Consider the following 15513-nt stretch of genomic DNA (forward strand, 5'->3'; position numbering starts at 1 on the left):
CGGCTTTCTTTCCTTGCAATTTTTCGATTACTACTAATCTTTACCCACATTTGAAGCTTACGAATACAGCCAGACCCGCATCAATGAAAGAAGCTGCTCGGTCTGAATCGGCTTCTTCATATAATCAGATGCGCCGGCTTCGATACACTTCGCCCGATCCTCCTTCATCGCCTTCGCAGTTAGGGCAATGATCGGAATCTTCTCAAAGCGCGGCTTCTTGCGAAGAATCCGCATAGCCTCATAGCCGTCCATCTCCGGCATCATCATATCCATCAGGATCAGATCATAGTCCGGACCGGCTTCAAGCAGATCAATGGCTTCTCTGCCGTTCTCAGCGAAGGTAACATCCATATTGTAGCCCTCCAGCACACTGGATAAGGCAAAAATGTTGCGGATGTCATCATCGACCAGCATAATCCGCTTGCCGTCAAAGAGCTCTTCTTTATTGTGCAGCTTCTGCAAAATTTTACGCTTGTCCTCCGGCAGATTCGCCTCCACCCGGTGCAGGAAGAGGGTCGTCTCATCCAGCAGCCGCTCTGGTGATTTTACGTCCTTGATAATAATGGACTCGGCGTATTTCCGCAGGCGTGTCTCTTCTTTGGTGTCCAGCTCTTTGCCGGTATAAATAATAATCGGCAGATCGACCAGCTTCTCATCCTCTCTGATCTTGTCCAGAAGCTCAAAGCCATCCATGTCTGTCAGCATCAAGTCCAGCACCATGCAGTCAAACCGCTGCTGCTGCAGCTTCTCCAGGGCCTCTGCCCCCGAAGCTACCGCTGTAATTGTCACATCGTCATGGTCAATCAGCTCGATAATCGACAGGCGCTGAATGTCATCATCCTCGACAATAAGCAGCTGCTTCATGGTCTTCTCGGCATAAGCTTCAATGTGGGAGAAGGCCCCTTCCAGCGCTTCACGCGTGGACGGCTTCTTCAAGTAAGCGATCGCTCCCATCATGAGCCCTTGCTTCACTTCATCAATGACGGAGATCACATGCACCGGAATATGACGGGTTGCGGCCGAGCCCTTCAATTCGCCGAGCACCGACCAGCCGTCCATCACCGGCAGCTGAATATCGAGAATAATCGCATCCGGCTGGTAAGACTGAGCCATCTTCAAGCCAATATCCCCCTGCAGGGCGACCAAGGCCTTAAACCCGCGTCCTCTCGCCATATCGACGAGAATCCTTGCAAACTTGACATCATCCTCCACAATCAGCAGCACTTTATCAGTAGGGCCAATCTGGTCCCGATCGTCCTCAACATTCTCAATGATGCTGCTTGGCCGTACCGCGGAAGGCATCGTATTCCTCGAACGCTCCTCGATCAGCATATCGGATCTCGAAGACTCTTCTGCGGCAGGCGCAGCTTCTTCCTCCGCGGCTGACAGAGCAGTCTGTTCTGGAAGGTAAAGCGTGAAGGTGCTTCCCTCACCTTCCTTGGACTGCACGCCGATGGCGCCGCCCAGAAGCTTAGCCAGCTCGCGGCTGATGGACAGCCCCAGACCCGTTCCCCCATACTTGCGGCTGGTCGTGCCATCTACCTGCTGAAACGCCTCAAAGATGAGTCCTGTCTTATCCTCCGGAATGCCAATCCCTGTATCCTTAACCGAGAAGGCAATATATTTGGCCTTCCGATCCAGGAGAATTGGCAGTTGCTCCGGTTCTGCCGGAGTAATATGGACTTCAATAGATCCCCGGCTCGTAAATTTAAACGCATTGGACAGCAAATTCCGCAAAATCTGCTTCACCCGGTGGCTGTCTGTAATGAGGCTATCCGGCACTTCCTGGGATTGATCGACCAGAAGCGTGACATTTTTCTTATAAGCCACAGCATCAAAGTTCTGATGGACGAAGGCTTCAATCTCTTTCATATGAACAGGCTCGCGGTTGATCTCCATCTTGCCGGCATCCACCTTGGACAAATCCAGAATCTCATCAATCATCTTCAGCAGATCCGAGCCTGACATATAAATCGTCTGCGCATATTCAATCTGCTTGGTGGAGAGGTTGCCATCCTTGTTCTCGGTCAACAGCTGCGAAAGAATAAGCAGGCTGTTCAGCGGGGTACGCAGTTCATGCGACATATTCGCCAAAAATTCCGATTTATACTTGCTTGTCAAGGATAGCTGCTCTGCCTGTTTCTCCAGCTGGCCGCGAGCTTTCTCGATTTCATCGTTCTTCTCCTCGACCTCCTGCACCTGCTCTTCCAGGGCCCGGGTCTTGGCCATCAGCTCGGTATTAAAGTGCTCCAGCTCCTCCTGCTGACGCTGCAGCAGTTCTTCGGATCGCTTCAGAGCTTTCGTCTGTTCCTCCAGGTTCTCATTGGAGCGGCGCAGCTCTTCCTGCTGGGTTTGCAGCTCCTCGGACTGGCTTTGCAGCTCCTCAGTCATCGCCTGGGATTCCCGCAGCAGCTCTTCAACGCGCAGACGGCCTGTAATGTTATTCAGGATAATGCCGAGCGACTGTGTCAGCTGCTGCAGCAGCTGCTTCTGCAGCGGTGTGAAGGAATCAAACGAAGCAATCTCCACAACGCCAAGCACTTCACTCTCGAACATTACCGGATAGACCAGCATGGATGCCGGCTGGGACGAGCCCCACCCGGATTTTACGGACAGATAGTTGTCCGGCAGGACGTTGAGCGTAATTGGCTTCTTGTCCAAGGCTGCCTGACCGACGAGCCCTTCGCCTACCTTGAAGTCCACCTCCGGATTTCCTTCAGCGTCCATCGCATATGAGCCCTTAAGCTCCAGCAGGTTCGGACTGGTATCCACCTGCCGCACATAGAGTGCCCCGTAATGGGCCCCCAGCACCGGTGTAAACTCACTGACAAACCGTTGACCGACCTCGGACAGAGAATGAACCCCTTCCAGGAGCTCTGTAATTCTGGCCATGTTGGAGTTGATCCAGGACTGGTCGTTCTGAGCCTGCTGATAGGTCTGCTCCAGCTTCTGCTTCTCTTCAATATCCTCGGCCATTTCTTTAAATACCTGCGCCACATCGCCAATCTCGTCCTTCGTGGTCACCTCAATGCTTCTAATCTCATGGAGCTTGCCCTCTCCAAAGCTCTTCAGCATCAACGAAACCGTATTAATCCCCCGCGTAATGCTCGGCACAGCCCACAGCATGACACCGAGGCCAATCAATATCCCGGCCACAAGGATAAAGGTCGTTGTCTGGAGCGAGCGCTCATAGGCAGCCTTCGCTCCTGCGATGTCTTCATCAATCTTGTTATCCTCATAGTTTGCCAGCGCATTCAAGCTGCGAAGCATATTCTCCTGCACATCCTGACCGGTGCTGATCCGGTAATCGTTCGCTTCCTCCGCATCCCCCTGAGCCACCAGCTCCAGCGTCCGGTTCTGATAAGCTAAATACGCCGTTGCAGCCTCCTCAATCTCACTGAGAAGCTGCATTTCTTCTGCTGTATTCAGTGTTTCCTTCATCGATGTATAGTAGCCTGCTGCTGTTTCGGTCATCCGCTCCAGCTCGTCAATCCGCTCTGCCGTAGAATCTGTGTCCTCGGACAGCATCAGATTCGTCAGGGCGCGGGCCATATTATTGACCTCACCCCGCATGGAGCTGGAATCGCGCACCTTCTGGTATCGTTCACTATAAATAGCATCCATCTGCTCATTCATAAAGCTCAGCCGGTCAAACATAATGACCGACAGCACAAGCATGATGGCAAGCAGCGATGTAAAGCCAATGACCAGCTTACTTTTAATCTTCATTCACGCTCTTCCTCTCCCTGTTTTAGAGAAACCCAGACCAAGCACTTGTCATCCTCACGCTCTACAGCTGCGCTGTCATTGAAGAACAGCTCCTTCATTTCCGTCTCGCGCCAGCTGTGGCTTCCCCCGAGGTGTGTCTTCAAATATTCCAGTTGCTCCTCATGACTGCCCTCGACAACTTCCATCAGACCGTCCGTGTACATCGCCAGATGTGCGTTGCCTTCATAGTGAAAGCTTCTAGGCTCCATATCCTGAATTCGGTCAAACAGGCCGACAGGACAACAGCCCTGATCTAGGGTCTGAACCGTGCCATCCTCGCCAAAAAAGAGAGCTGGAGGATGACCGGCATTAACATAGTCCACCCGCTTCATTCGAGTGTCTACAACCATATAAATAGCCGTAAAATAATATTGGATCAGCTGATTCTCAATATGCAGCTGGTTAAAGCGGCGGTTCAATTCCTGAATAACCTTCTCCGGCTCGACATAGGTCGTCACCGTATCCCGAAGCACGGAAGCGATAAACATACAGAACAGAGATGACGAGATGCCATGTCCCATCATATCCAGCAGCACAATGCCATACCGACCGTCACCGAGCGAATACCATGCATACAGATCACCAGCCAGCTCGGCGGAAGGCTGATACAGTGCATGCACCTCAAACAGCTGATCCTCAATCGGCAGACTGAGCACTGCATTCTGGACCATAGAGGCGAGCTTCAATTCATCCTGAATCCGCTGCTCCCGCTCCTTATGCCAGTCCTTCTCATGCTTCAGGCGAAGCGCCAGACGGATTCGCGCCATCAGCTCTACCTTATTGATCGGCTTGGTCACGTAATCCCCTGCTCCGGCATCAAGCGCCTCGGCCAGCTTCTTGGAATCGCCAACCGCAGTCACCATAATAATCGGGATGTCTCTTAGATGCTCATATTGCTGTACGATCCGGCAAGCCTCAATGCCATCCATTTCCGGCATCATCATATCAAGCAGAATCAGATCAATATCACTTTTCTTGGGACGAAGGTCCGCCTTGCGGTCTCCAATTCCGAGAATTTCAAGCATATCTATAGCAGAAGATGCCGTCACTAAATCGCGGTACTGCTCTTTTTTCAGAATTTCCCGGATAATAATGACGTTGGTTGGATTGTCGTCTACGATTAATATTCTCATATCCCTCTCCTTAACGTGACTTCATACGCAGAAATCTTCCATCCAGTATACTATAAACGGTGCAGTCGTTGGACACGAAAAAAAGACTTCCAATGCATGGTATATTCAAAACATAGATAAGGAATGAGACAGAATTGTCCCATTCCTTATCTATGTTTAATATCTATGCAGCGTGCTTTACCTTACTCATCCTTCTTGGCGATGACAAGCACTTTGCCTTGATCAAGCTGCTTCTCATAAAAGTCAGCCTCTGCTTCTGTAAAGCCGAGGGATTGAATCTTGGCTCTCAGCTCGTCACCACGGGAGCGAAACAGGTTCGCAATCGTATCGAACGCGCCTTCCTCTTTCATGCCGACCTCGCTGGCGTCGGAAGCTGATGCAATCCGCTCCGTCCGGTCCGAGTCATGAGCCAGAACGAAAATATGCTCCTGTGTATAGCCGCTGCTATGCAGGTTCTGGACTTCCTGTACGGCCTGAGTGCCATTGTCGGTTACTTTAGCGTATGCTTTCTGATTGGTTGATTCCATCATAATAACCTCCTAGATTCACTGCAGATTTAGAAAATACATAAGTCCCGAAATGTATTAACCAATTTATTCGCGGGTGAAACACCTTACTGACGATAATCGACAAATAAATCGACAGCGTGCAACTCCCCAGTATCCATGTCCATAAAAATCTTCAGCGCCTCGTATTCCCATACATATGAAACGCCATCTTCACCTCGGAAATACGGCTCTCCCAATGAAGAGAGCAGGGCATCAGTCGTCATTGCAATGTCTTGGCCATTCACCTGAACCGTGGAAGCGGATGGATGCACCCGAACATAGTCTGTCAGATCCTCATAAAAGCCAATCGTCATATCCGGATAATGATATTCCGTAGACCCCAGTAGAGGCTCCTTCGTGACCTCTAACGGTTCTCCCAGCTTGTCAACAACATCCCCGATGCGGTCCGTAAGCGAAATTCCGTTTAAGGTTACCGCCTCTGGCTCAGCAGGCGCTTGCTCCGGCATAGTGTTCAGCTTTAACTCGGCATGCACGACAGGTGATGTCATTGTCGAAGCGGTCATCGGCGTCAGCCCCACTTCACCGCTTATAGGTGACAGCATTCCCAGCAGCAACAGCACGACATTTAACATGATTCCCTCACCCCTTTGTATTTCCCTGCGAGACGTCAGGCGTCAGGCGCAGTCGCTCTTGATGTTAACGGACTTTCTGGCGGCGGAATTTGTTCCAGATTCCTGCAGCAGCATCCACATAGTTCAGCCATTTGCTTACATTAGAAGTGGAGCCTGATGAAGAGTCACTGTATACAGCGTTGTAAGACTGAACCGTACGCTCAGATGGCGTCACTGCGGAAGAAGAAGGCTGCGGCAGAGAGCCGCTTTTATTCTTGTTCTCTCTGGATTGTCTGAATTTGCTGACAACGCCGGCAGAAACCTCTTTAACTGCGTAAGTTACCTCGCTCAGCGCTTCACCCAGATTTTTCACTGTGTTCATGACTGGATCAATCTGTTTCATCTTATGCTGAACATCGACCGTAATATCATTCGTGTTACGAATGGTTTGCTTCACCTCATAGCTCAACTCATCAATGGTCTTTTGCACTTCCTGCAGCGTTTGCGTCACTTTGTCCAGCGACACCGTTGCAGCTTTCAGCGTTTTGATCAGGAAGAATACTAGGACTGCAAAGGCTACCGCAATAACCGCGATACTAATTTGAGTTAACATGGCACAACCTCACTTTACATTTTTGTTTGTTAGTTAGTTCATAGTTACCCTCTGCCTGGGTTGCCGAAACAATAAAAAGCCCGTACTCTAAAGCCAAATCAGGCATTGATTCAAGGTATTTTGACCCGGTTATAGTTATCTACAAGACACACCGATAAGGTGACATGAAGCTTCAAGTCTTACGCTCATACTATAAAAGAAAGCAAGGTGAGTCAGATGCTCAAATGGTCTGTAATCCTGCTGCTGATCGCAATTGCTGCGGGTGTACTGGGATTCCTCGGTCTCGTGGTAGAAGCGGTAGCCAGCATTGCCAAGGTCATTTTCTTCTTATTCCTGATCCTGTTTGTGGTTTCTCTGATCTTCGGGCGCAAAAGGTCCAGGTAAAGCCGCAGCAGCGTATTCATCCAGCATATGCCCCTTAATCCTATACGGTACAAACGCCAAAAAACTGCTTTCTTGTCTCTTGTGGACAAGAAAGCAGCTTTTTGGCGTGCTCCAGGAGGAGCTATTGGCGGCTAGAACCAGGAAGGCAATGAAAACCAATCGATCTTGAACACCAGGCTCACGCCGTCACCTGTCAGCTCGATATCGCGAACGGTCAGCATCTCGGGCAAATAATCCTTGAGGTTTACGATCAGAGGCTCCAGCTGAAACAAGCCCCCCGGTACCTCTGCACCCCGGATGCGGGTAGCCTGATGCTCCAAGAGCAGCCGGCTTCCGCTGGTCTTTATCGTGAAATCCAGCTGCGCGCCGAAAGGCACCCATCCCCATTTCCCATTCACATCCGCCCGCATGCTGCTGCCCTCCATCGTGAACCTCGCACCGGTAATATCGACGCCAGGATCCTGCTTGTCCAGGTATTTGACCAGATTCTTCTTGCTGAGCTGGCCAATCTCATCGGCGCTTAATGTTAAACGAGGCTCTCTGGTCTCCGCCATCTGCAGCAGCCTGTCTTTGAAATCCACCGTACGGTAGCCCATGTCCAGCCGCTCGGTGGGTGAAATCCACCATAGCGCCCCCGCTAACAAAACCACCACGACAATGAGAAGCGCAAACAGGCGTGCTCCTGTTTTTTTTGATCGGCGTGTCATTCCGGATTCCCTCCTCCCAAGCTCTCAACAGGCCCGGTCTTCCACCTTATTGTAAAACGGCATACAAAAAATAACCAGATTTATGGTTCATTTTACCTGCAAGCAGGTTATTACGATATTGTCGTTAACTAATTTACCGATCTCGAGGAGGAGTCAATCATGAAAAAAACTGTGAGTTTTACTGCTGCTTTGGGCCTGGCCCTGTCGCTGACTGCTGGAGCATCTGCCGCACCGGTCCAAGGCTACACGGATACCGTTACACCGGCAAGCACATCCGGCACGGTAACTACCGCTGAAGGAACGTCCATGGAACCAACCATGACCCTGGCCAATGAGCCGATCATTCAGGCAGATGAAGTGGTTTTGAATCCGACAGAGATTATTAATCTCATGAAGCGTACGTATTTCTACGACATGCCGAACGGCAAGGTCATCGGTGCCTTGGCTCCTCAGATGGTAGATACGACCGGCAACGAGCGCCAAATGCTGTGGACGGGTGAGTGGGTAGAGATTTATACTTGGCTCGGCAAAGCATGGATTCATATGGAAAAAATGTAGTTTGATATAGAACAGGAAAGGATCGGGCGATCGCTGCGATCCTTTTTTTGTTGCCTGCCGCTGGCTGAGGTCGGCTGCCGTCTATCAGGCATCATTCCTGCTCTACGGTTTCTTCCTTCGGCTCTACATGCACATGAATGTGCATAATATTATGCTTTCGTATCATCCGCTCCTCAATCGAGTCGCTGATCTCATGTCCCTCAATAACGCTCAGCAACGGGTCCACCTCAACGACCACATCAACCAGAACATGGTTGCCATGAATACGTGCCTTCATATCGCGGATCCCTTCGACCCCGGGTGTCCGCTCAATCGTGCTGCGGAAATCTGTTAAACGCGTCTCATCAAAGCCGTCTGTCAGGCTGTGCGTGCTATCCTTGAAAATTTCCCAGGCCGTCTTGCAAATAATGAGACCTACTGCAAAGGCGGCTGCCGTATCCATCCACGGCAGTCCGAGCTGCGCGCCGAGTATGCCGACCACCGCTCCAATACTGACTAAGGCATCCGACAAATTGTCCTTGGCCGCCGCCATGAGCGCCTGGCTGTTAATTTGCAGGGATAAGCGCTTATTATAGCGGTACACGCCCAGCATGGCTACAGCGGCTACGCCGGCTACCGCCGCCGCCCATAGATCCGGCGCCTCCTTGACTCCGGCGAACAGGCTACGTACCGCCTCCACCAGTACCTGGATACCGACGATTGCCATAATAAAGGAAGCAACTAGCGCAGCCACCGTTTCTGCCCGGAAATGACCATAGGCATGATCTTCATCCGGCGGCTTGCGGGAGATTCGCAGACCGATCAGCACCGCGGTCGAAGCCATAATATCAGTCAAGTTGTTAATTCCGTCGGCCGTCAGGGCGCTGGAAGCAAACCAGTAGCCGCTGGCCAGCTTGAATGCCGACAGGACCAGATAGGCTGTAATGCTGACCCAGGCGCCGCGTTCCCCTTTTTTAATATCCTCATATGCATCCACAGTTCGCCTTCGCTCCTTCGATTCTTCTCTCCCCCGTGGGAAATCATAGTTCGTGGTGTAACAGATACCATCCTAGCAAAGACCTCTGTTGTGGGTCTAGAGAAACGTTGTAGGGTATACGAAACCTTGTAAGGCGGGTCAAATCTTGTAGCCATATCGAAAATATGTTGCCTTGATTCACAATGTCTACAGCCAAGCCTTTCCAGATGCCGCCAATACATTTATTGTTACCCTTGCTCCGAGATTTAAAAACGAATAAAATGAGGACAAATAGACATTGAGGGGGAGTCCTCCATGACCGAATCTAACGGTCCGAAGAAGATCAGCCTGGCCGATGCCATCCGCCAGAAGCTGGAGCAGAAAAAGCAGGGCGGCTCCGGCAAAGCCGGCGGATTTCAGCAGGATAACGTCCAGAAGATGAAAAGCCAGAACAACAAAAAGCCGAACAATCAGCGCCGCCGCACCGGGGGCTCCTAGAATCCAAAAAAAATCTGGCCGCAGACGGGACATCCCCTCTGCGGCCAGATTGCGTTCACGCTATATCTACACTTCCACCGGATACATGCTCTGGCGCAGTGTTTTGATTTCTTCGCTCTCGAGATATTCATCGTAGCTCATGACGCGGTCAATGATGCCGTTCGGCGTGATCTCAATGATGCGATTCGCAATGGTTTGAATGAACTGATGGTCATGGGATGTGAACAGAATCGTGCCGTCAAAATCAATCAAGCCATTATTGAGCGCCGTGATGGATTCCAGATCCAAGTGGTTCGTCGGCTCGTCAAAGATCAGGACGTTGGCTCCGTTCAGCATCATCTTCGCCAGCATACAGCGAACCTTCTCGCCCCCGGACAGTACACTCGCCTTCTTGAGTGCTTCCTCACCAGAGAACAGCATGCGGCCCAGGAACCCGCGCAGGAAGGTTTCATCCTGATCCTTGGAGTACTGTCTCAGCCACTCTACCAGGTTCAGGTCCACTCCGTCGAAATACGCCGAGTTATCCTTCGGGAAATACGCCTGGGTTGTGGTGACACCCCAGCTGTACTCTCCAGCTTCTGCTTCTGTCTCGCCCATAATCGTCTGGAACAATGTCGTCTTCGGCAGACTGTTCGGTCCGACAAAAGCAATCTTGTCGCCCTTGTTTACTACGAAGCTGACGTTATCCAGCACCTTGTCGCCTTCCACGCTGATGCTCAGGCCATCCACCGTAAGCAGCTGCTTGCCGGCTTCGCGCTCCGGCTTGAAGTTCAGGAATGGATATTTCCGGTTGGACGGACGGAGGTCATCCAGTGTAATTTTATCCAGCTGCTTCTTCCGGGACGTTGCCTGCTTGGACTTGGAGGCATTCGCGGAGAAGCGCTGAATAAACGCTTGAAGCTCCTTGATCTTCTCTTCCTTCTTCTTATTGGATTCGCGCTGCAGCTGAAGTGCCAGCTGGCTCGACTCGTACCAGAAGTCGTAGTTGCCGACGTACATCTGGATTTTGCCGAAGTCGATATCCGCAATATGGGTACATACCTTGTTCAGGAAGTGACGATCGTGAGAAACCACGATGACGGTGCCTTCATAATCCATCAGGAAGTTCTCAAGCCATTGAATGGATTCCAGGTCCAAATGGTTCGTGGGCTCATCCAGCAGCAGGTTATGCGGACGTCCGAACAGGGCCTGCGCCAGCAGGACGCGGACCTTCTCATTACCGCTGAGCTCAGACATGTTCTTGTCATGCAGCTCGCGCTCAATACCGAGACCAATCAGGAGTGCTGCTGCATCCGGCTCGGCATCCCAGCCGTTCAGCTCCGCGAACTCGCCTTCCAGCTCTCCGGCGCGCATGCCGTCTTCCTCGGAGAAGTCAGCCTTGGCATACAGAGCGTCCTTTTCCTTCATAATATGGTACAGCCGCGCATGGCCCATAATGACCGTCTCCAGCACACGGTACTGGTCGTATTCGTAATGGTTCTGCTTCAGAACCGCCATCCGTTCATTCGGCGTCATGTGAACCTCGCCCTGGTTGGCCTCAATCTCCCCGGAAAGAATCTTCAGGAACGTCGATTTGCCGGCGCCGTTGGCCCCGATCAGGCCGTAGCAGTTCCCCGGCGTGAACTTTATATTTACATCTTCAAAGAGTGCTCTTTTGCCATAGCGGAGCGTGACGCCGCTTGTACTGATCATTAAGCATTACCATCCTTTATTCAACTATAGGGTTTTTGCACATTATAGCATAAGAACTCGCTGTACACGAAGCTTTTGATCAAGAAAGCGGGGCAGCCCCAGAAAAAAAGCCCTTTTCCGAGGATTTCACAGGGTGTCCCCCGTTTCTCGAAAAAGAGCGTGCTGCTTATGACTGTGGCTTCTCCTTTGGCGTGATCGACTCCGCCAATCTCCGTTCAGGCTTCACCTTAAAGGTCTCTCCGTATTTAAGCACCCGGATCTGCTCCTCCTGAATTCCCAGCCTGACGCGCTCCGCCTCCATGCGCTCCAGTGCCTCCTGCGCCGTATCATCCGCCAGCTTGAAGGTGCCGTAGTGCATCGGGATCATCGTCTCCGCCTGTACATCGAGAAAGGCCTGCAGCGCTTCTTCCGGATTCACATGCTGGGACGTCATAAACCATTCCGGCTCGTAGGCCCCGATCGGCATTAGCGCAATATGGATGTTATACCGCCTTCCGATATCCTTGAAGCCCGGGAAATAGCCGCTGTCCCCCGCAAAATACAAATTCGGCGGCAGCTTCCGCGTCCCGTCCTCCTGCAGCGGATTGTCCTCCGCAATCTCCTCGCTGTCCAGATTCGGCTCCAGCACAAAGCCGCCCCAATGCGAGGTGTTCGTATCAAATGGCGTCCGGCGCGTCCAGTGCTGGGTCGGCACGAAGGAAATCCTGACGCCCCCATGGGTAAGCGTCTCCCACCAGTGCATTTCAATCACCCGCCGAAAGCCCTTCGCCACCATCTTCCGCCGCAATCCGGCCGGTACGATAATGGTTGTATGTGAGCGGTACAGCTTGCGGATAGAAGCGACATGCAGATGATCGTAATGAGAATGTGATATAAGAATGAGATCCAGCGGCGGAATGTCCGTAATCGGAATTCCGGGCTCACCCAGCCGCTTTGTGAACGCCATGCGCTTTGCCCATACAGGATCGGTAACGATATTCAGCCCCTCGTACTGGATAAAAAAAGTCGCGTGTCCAACCCACGTTACGGAGGTGTCATGCCGGTTGCCATGCAAATAATCAAGGTCCGGCGAGATGTTCGGTATGACGTAGGAGTAATCCTTTTTCTTCTGCCGCCGTTCTTCTCGCCACTGCCTGAACTGCTTCAGCGTTTTGTCCGTGCTGACGTTGTCAATATTGTTGTAACGGGTTCGAGGCATGCTCTCCCTCCTTTCTCCCTGTCTGTTTCTCTATACCGTATTTTACCCCTTTTTGCGAAAAGTGTTCAAATGCCAGTTCAATCGGACGGGTCCTTGTATTTCATCGTATAAATAATCATAAACACAATGGCCGCCGCAACCGCCAAAAGAGGGGCAATAAATATATTAAAATCCTCCACTCTAACCTGCCCCCTTCCTAGCGGGATTGTCCGCGCACATAGTTTGCATTAAACAAGAACAGCCAAAGCAGCAGCACCAGAGACGGAATAAGCACGAGCAGGCCCAGTACGAACGCGCTGATCATAGCTACCGCCATCGTCTCGCTCGTAATGCTCTCATAGATGCTGATTTGGTCATACAGGATATAAGGCAGATGGGAGCGTCCATAGCCGTACCAGGCAAAGCCAAACTGCAGAATGACAAGCATAAAGGATAAGCCGAGGCGCTTCTGTCTATAGACGTGATAAATCGCGGCTGCAAAGCACAGAAAGGAAGCGATAAACATCCAGGCCATGTTCAGCATGTTCTGGAAATGCTCCGGATTCTGCCGGTTAATCTGGAAAAAGGCAAGTAGTGACGCCGCAATCGTTGGACCGCTCCAGAGCAGGGCGTAGCCCCTTACGACCTGAAACGCTGCCCGGTCCTTGGCCCGGTCTGCATAGTAGCATAGAAACATCGCCGAGATGTACAGTACGCTGACCAGTGCAAGCACAATGACAGACCAGGTATACGGGTTCATAAAGAAATTTACCCAGCTGATCCCGACCTTACCCTCATCCACGTGAATAATGCCGCCTTCGGAGATGGCCAGAATCGTAGAGAGCGCTGCGGGAATCAACAGTCCGGTGGCCCCGTATACCCCCATGTACAGCCGGTTATGACCCTTATGGTGCCCATAGGTGCTGTAGGCATAATATGCACCCCGAAGCGCGAGCAGAACGGTGGCGAGGCTTCCCGGCACCAGCAGCGCCGTCCCGTAGTAATAGGCGGCATCGGGGAAGAATCCCACCAGCCCCACCACGAAAAAAATAAGAAATACGTTCGTCACTTCCCATACCGGAGAGAGGTAGCGCTGAATAATATTGTGAATTTTGTTCTCATGGCCGGTCACGACACTGTAAAAGCTGAAAAATCCGGCCCCGAAATCAATGGATGCAATGATCAAATATCCGAACAAAAAGGTCCACAGCACCGTAATGGCCGTCAAGCCGTAGCTCATTGTCCCCTGCCTCCTTCCGGATCCCAGCCCAGCTGCGCAATTTCTTCCTCTGCACTTTTACTGCGGAACAGGCGGCTCAGCACCTTGACTGCCGAAACAGCCAGCACGATGTAAAGCAGAATGAACAGCAGCAGCATCCAGCCTACATTCGGCGAGGTGGTCGCTGCCTCCGCGACCTTCATATAGCCCCGGACAATCCAGGGCTGCCGGCCGACCTCTGCGAGAAACCATCCCAGCCAAATGGCTACCATAGCCGATGGTCCCAGGGCAAAGATGCCAATCAGCAGCCAGGTGGGATAAGGCTTCTTGCCAGGCAGCCTCTTGCGCAGCATGAACAGCAGCGGGATGAGCACAAGCAGCACGCCATTGGTTACTTTCAGGTCAAAGAAATAATGGATCATTAGCGGCGGCCGCTCCTCTTCGGGAAATTCATTCAATCCGATGACCTCTGTATTCGGCCGGTTTCCCGCCAGTATGCTCAGGGCGTACGGGATTTTGAGCGCATATTTGATGTCATTGTTCTCATCCAGTACCCCGCCGTAAATGAGTGGAGCTTCCGTCATCGTGTCAAAATGCCATTCCATCGCAGCCAGCTTTTCCGGCTGAAATTTGGCCAGGAACTTGCCGGAGAAATCGCCGATCAGAATCGTCGTCATGGCAAAGACAAAGGTGGAGATAACGCACAGCTTGAGCGCTTTTTTGAAATAAGGATGGTCTTTGCGCCTCAGCAGGCTGAAGGCTGCGATACTCGCCAGCACAGCGGCGCTGGTTGTGTATGCAGAGGCCAGCACATGAGCCACCTTGCTGGGAGTGGCCGGGTTGAACATGGCGAGGAACGGGTTGACGTTGGTGAACACACCATCCACCAGCTCAAAGCCCTGCGGCTGGTTCATAAACGCATTGAGGCTTGTAATGAACACCGCGGATGCCGATGACCCGATCGCCACGGGGATGAGCAGCAGCAGATGGGTGTACTTGTTCTTGAACCGGTCCCAGGTGTACAGATAAATGCCCAGAAAGATCGCCTCCACAAAAAAAGCAAAGGTCTCCATAAACAAGGGCAGTGCGATCGCCCGGCCAGCCACCTTCATAAACGTCGGCCACAACAGACTCAGCTGCAGACCGATGGCCGTTCCCGTCACGACGCCCACCGCCACGGTAATGACGAAGCCGCGGGCCCACCTTCGCGCCAGCAGGATGTAGTGCTTGTCTCCGGTCCGGATTCCTCTCCACTCCGCCAGCGCCAGCATGACGGGAATGCCCACTCCAATGGTAGCTAACACAATATGTACAAACAGCGTAACGGCCGTCAGAATCCGGCTCATAAGAACAGGGTCAAGCGTAGACATCATCTTCACTCCTTGGTGGTTAGTCACAGTACATCAGCTTTAGCTGAAATAGTGGATGTAGCGGATTAGTGCCTTCACGGTTGCATAGAGCATGATGACTGCTGATACAAAGCACACCGCAGCGAGCTTCTTCTCCTGCCGGATGTTCATCGTTCCTGCACCTCCCTTTGCCTGCGGCCTCCTGCAGTCTGATGTATACAGTTTGACAAGCCCCCCTTCTTTTTATCCGCCAAATTTGTAAAATGTGTGCAAGCTGAAGATTTGATGTGATCTTGTGACGCCAGGTTTTTTCTGCGCCCTAAAAGAGGTACAATATAGA

Annotated in this window: 15 protein-coding genes; 3 read left to right on the forward strand and 12 right to left on the reverse strand. The window is 51.9% G+C overall.

From position 1 onward, the window contains the following. Window positions 1–57: 57 nt before the first annotated feature. The 5 genes from ACH6EH_RS12910 to ACH6EH_RS12930 all read right to left on the reverse strand — a co-directional run bounded on the left by ACH6EH_RS12910 (window position 58) and on the right by ACH6EH_RS12930 (window position 6634). A complete protein-coding gene (locus ACH6EH_RS12910) occupies window positions 58–3729 on the reverse strand; it encodes a response regulator (protein WP_397332605.1) in 3672 nt (1223 codons plus the stop codon). Continuing rightward, complete coding sequence (locus tag ACH6EH_RS12915) at window positions 3726–4901, reverse strand: PP2C family protein-serine/threonine phosphatase (RefSeq protein WP_397332606.1); 1176 nt, start codon at window positions 4899–4901, stop codon at window positions 3726–3728. The genes ACH6EH_RS12910 and ACH6EH_RS12915 overlap by 4 nt, the downstream gene beginning before the upstream one ends. A 182-nt stretch (window positions 4902–5083) precedes the next feature. Beyond that, entirely contained in the window at window positions 5084–5428 is a 345-nt protein-coding gene (locus ACH6EH_RS12920) for a YflT domain-containing protein (RefSeq protein WP_138227879.1), read from the reverse strand. An 86-nt stretch (window positions 5429–5514) separates the two neighbouring features. Beyond that, complete coding sequence (locus tag ACH6EH_RS12925) at window positions 5515–6042, reverse strand: hypothetical protein (protein ID WP_397332607.1); 528 nt, start codon at window positions 6040–6042, stop codon at window positions 5515–5517. 64 nt (window positions 6043–6106) lie between these two features. Continuing rightward, entirely contained in the window at window positions 6107–6634 is a 528-nt protein-coding gene (locus tag ACH6EH_RS12930; RefSeq protein ID WP_397332608.1) for a DUF948 domain-containing protein, read from the reverse strand. Between the two features lie 216 nt (window positions 6635–6850). Here ACH6EH_RS12930 and ACH6EH_RS12935 point away from each other — a divergent pair, with 216 nt between their 5' ends. Further along, on the forward strand, window positions 6851–7018 hold the full coding sequence (locus ACH6EH_RS12935) for a DUF1328 domain-containing protein (protein WP_397332609.1): 168 nt from the start codon (window positions 6851–6853) through the stop codon (window positions 7016–7018). A gap of 131 nt (window positions 7019–7149) precedes the next feature. Here ACH6EH_RS12935 and ACH6EH_RS12940 read toward each other — a convergent pair whose 3' ends face one another. Continuing rightward, window positions 7150–7725: a hypothetical protein gene (locus tag ACH6EH_RS12940; protein ID WP_397332610.1), complete on the reverse strand. Its 576-nt coding sequence runs from the start codon at window positions 7723–7725 to the stop codon at window positions 7150–7152. A 159-nt stretch (window positions 7726–7884) separates the two neighbouring features. Between ACH6EH_RS12940 and ACH6EH_RS12945 the strand changes: the two genes are divergently transcribed. Continuing rightward, window positions 7885–8283 (forward strand): hypothetical protein, encoded by a 399-nt coding sequence (locus tag ACH6EH_RS12945; protein WP_397332611.1) that lies wholly within the window; start codon window positions 7885–7887, stop codon window positions 8281–8283. A gap of 91 nt (window positions 8284–8374) precedes the next feature. Here the strand turns inward: ACH6EH_RS12945 and ACH6EH_RS12950 are convergent, their stop codons facing one another. Further along, a complete protein-coding gene (locus ACH6EH_RS12950) occupies window positions 8375–9259 on the reverse strand; it encodes a cation diffusion facilitator family transporter (protein ID WP_397332612.1) in 885 nt (294 codons plus the stop codon). A 294-nt stretch (window positions 9260–9553) separates the two neighbouring features. Here ACH6EH_RS12950 and ACH6EH_RS12955 point away from each other — a divergent pair, with 294 nt between their 5' ends. After that, the gene (locus tag ACH6EH_RS12955) at window positions 9554–9736 is read left to right on the forward strand and encodes a hypothetical protein (RefSeq protein WP_138227002.1); all 183 of its coding nucleotides are present in this window, start codon (window positions 9554–9556) and stop codon (window positions 9734–9736) included. Window positions 9737–9802: 66 nt separating this feature from the next. Here the strand turns inward: ACH6EH_RS12955 and ACH6EH_RS12960 are convergent, their stop codons facing one another. From ACH6EH_RS12960 to ACH6EH_RS12975, 5 genes are all read right to left on the reverse strand, one after another. Continuing rightward, a complete protein-coding gene (locus tag ACH6EH_RS12960) occupies window positions 9803–11428 on the reverse strand; it encodes an ABC-F family ATP-binding cassette domain-containing protein (RefSeq protein WP_397332613.1) in 1626 nt (541 codons plus the stop codon). A 166-nt stretch (window positions 11429–11594) separates the two neighbouring features. Then, complete coding sequence (locus tag ACH6EH_RS12965) at window positions 11595–12626, reverse strand: MBL fold metallo-hydrolase (RefSeq protein WP_138227004.1); 1032 nt, start codon at window positions 12624–12626, stop codon at window positions 11595–11597. Window positions 12627–12703: 77 nt separating this feature from the next. Beyond that, window positions 12704–12805 (reverse strand): cytochrome bd oxidase small subunit CydS family protein, encoded by a 102-nt coding sequence (gene cydS, locus ACH6EH_RS20235; RefSeq protein ID WP_407669122.1) that lies wholly within the window; start codon window positions 12803–12805, stop codon window positions 12704–12706. Between the two features lie 17 nt (window positions 12806–12822). Next, the gene (locus ACH6EH_RS12970) at window positions 12823–13845 is read right to left on the reverse strand and encodes a cytochrome d ubiquinol oxidase subunit II (RefSeq protein ID WP_397332615.1); all 1023 of its coding nucleotides are present in this window, start codon (window positions 13843–13845) and stop codon (window positions 12823–12825) included. Continuing rightward, on the reverse strand, window positions 13842–15194 hold the full coding sequence (locus ACH6EH_RS12975) for a cytochrome ubiquinol oxidase subunit I (RefSeq protein WP_208204364.1): 1353 nt from the start codon (window positions 15192–15194) through the stop codon (window positions 13842–13844). Before ACH6EH_RS12975 ends, ACH6EH_RS12970 begins: the two co-directional genes overlap by 4 nt. Window positions 15195–15513 lie beyond the last annotated feature (319 nt).

The organism is Paenibacillus sp. JSM ZJ436 (assembly GCF_044383795.1).
GTDB classification, from domain to species: Bacteria; Bacillota; Bacilli; order Paenibacillales; family Paenibacillaceae; genus Paenibacillus_AQ; species Paenibacillus_AQ algicola.

What these genes read in the sequence shown, in the direction of transcription:
- ACH6EH_RS12910 (WP_397332605.1), bottom strand. Translation starts at nt 3,729, where the DNA reads ATGAAGATTAAAAGTAAGCTGGTCATTGGCTTTACATCGCTGCTTGCC.
- ACH6EH_RS12915 (WP_397332606.1), bottom strand. Translation starts at nt 4,901, where the DNA reads ATGAGAATATTAATCGTAGACGACAATCCAACCAACGTCATTATTATC.
- ACH6EH_RS12920 (WP_138227879.1), bottom strand. Translation starts at nt 5,428, where the DNA reads ATGGAATCAACCAATCAGAAAGCATACGCTAAAGTAACCGACAATGGC.
- ACH6EH_RS12925 (WP_397332607.1), bottom strand. Translation starts at nt 6,042, where the DNA reads ATGTTAAATGTCGTGCTGTTGCTGCTGGGAATGCTGTCACCTATAAGC.
- ACH6EH_RS12930 (WP_397332608.1), bottom strand. Translation starts at nt 6,634, where the DNA reads ATGTTAACTCAAATTAGTATCGCGGTTATTGCGGTAGCCTTTGCAGTC.
- ACH6EH_RS12935 (WP_397332609.1), top strand. Translation starts at nt 6,851, where the DNA reads ATGCTCAAATGGTCTGTAATCCTGCTGCTGATCGCAATTGCTGCGGGT.
- ACH6EH_RS12940 (WP_397332610.1), bottom strand. Translation starts at nt 7,725, where the DNA reads ATGACACGCCGATCAAAAAAAACAGGAGCACGCCTGTTTGCGCTTCTC.
- ACH6EH_RS12945 (WP_397332611.1), top strand. Translation starts at nt 7,885, where the DNA reads ATGAAAAAAACTGTGAGTTTTACTGCTGCTTTGGGCCTGGCCCTGTCG.
- ACH6EH_RS12955 (WP_138227002.1), top strand. Translation starts at nt 9,554, where the DNA reads ATGACCGAATCTAACGGTCCGAAGAAGATCAGCCTGGCCGATGCCATC.
- ACH6EH_RS12960 (WP_397332613.1), bottom strand. Translation starts at nt 11,428, where the DNA reads ATGATCAGTACAAGCGGCGTCACGCTCCGCTATGGCAAAAGAGCACTC.
- ACH6EH_RS12965 (WP_138227004.1), bottom strand. Translation starts at nt 12,626, where the DNA reads ATGCCTCGAACCCGTTACAACAATATTGACAACGTCAGCACGGACAAA.
- ACH6EH_RS12970 (WP_397332615.1), bottom strand. Translation starts at nt 13,845, where the DNA reads ATGAGCTACGGCTTGACGGCCATTACGGTGCTGTGGACCTTTTTGTTC.
- ACH6EH_RS12975 (WP_208204364.1), bottom strand. Translation starts at nt 15,194, where the DNA reads ATGTCTACGCTTGACCCTGTTCTTATGAGCCGGATTCTGACGGCCGTT.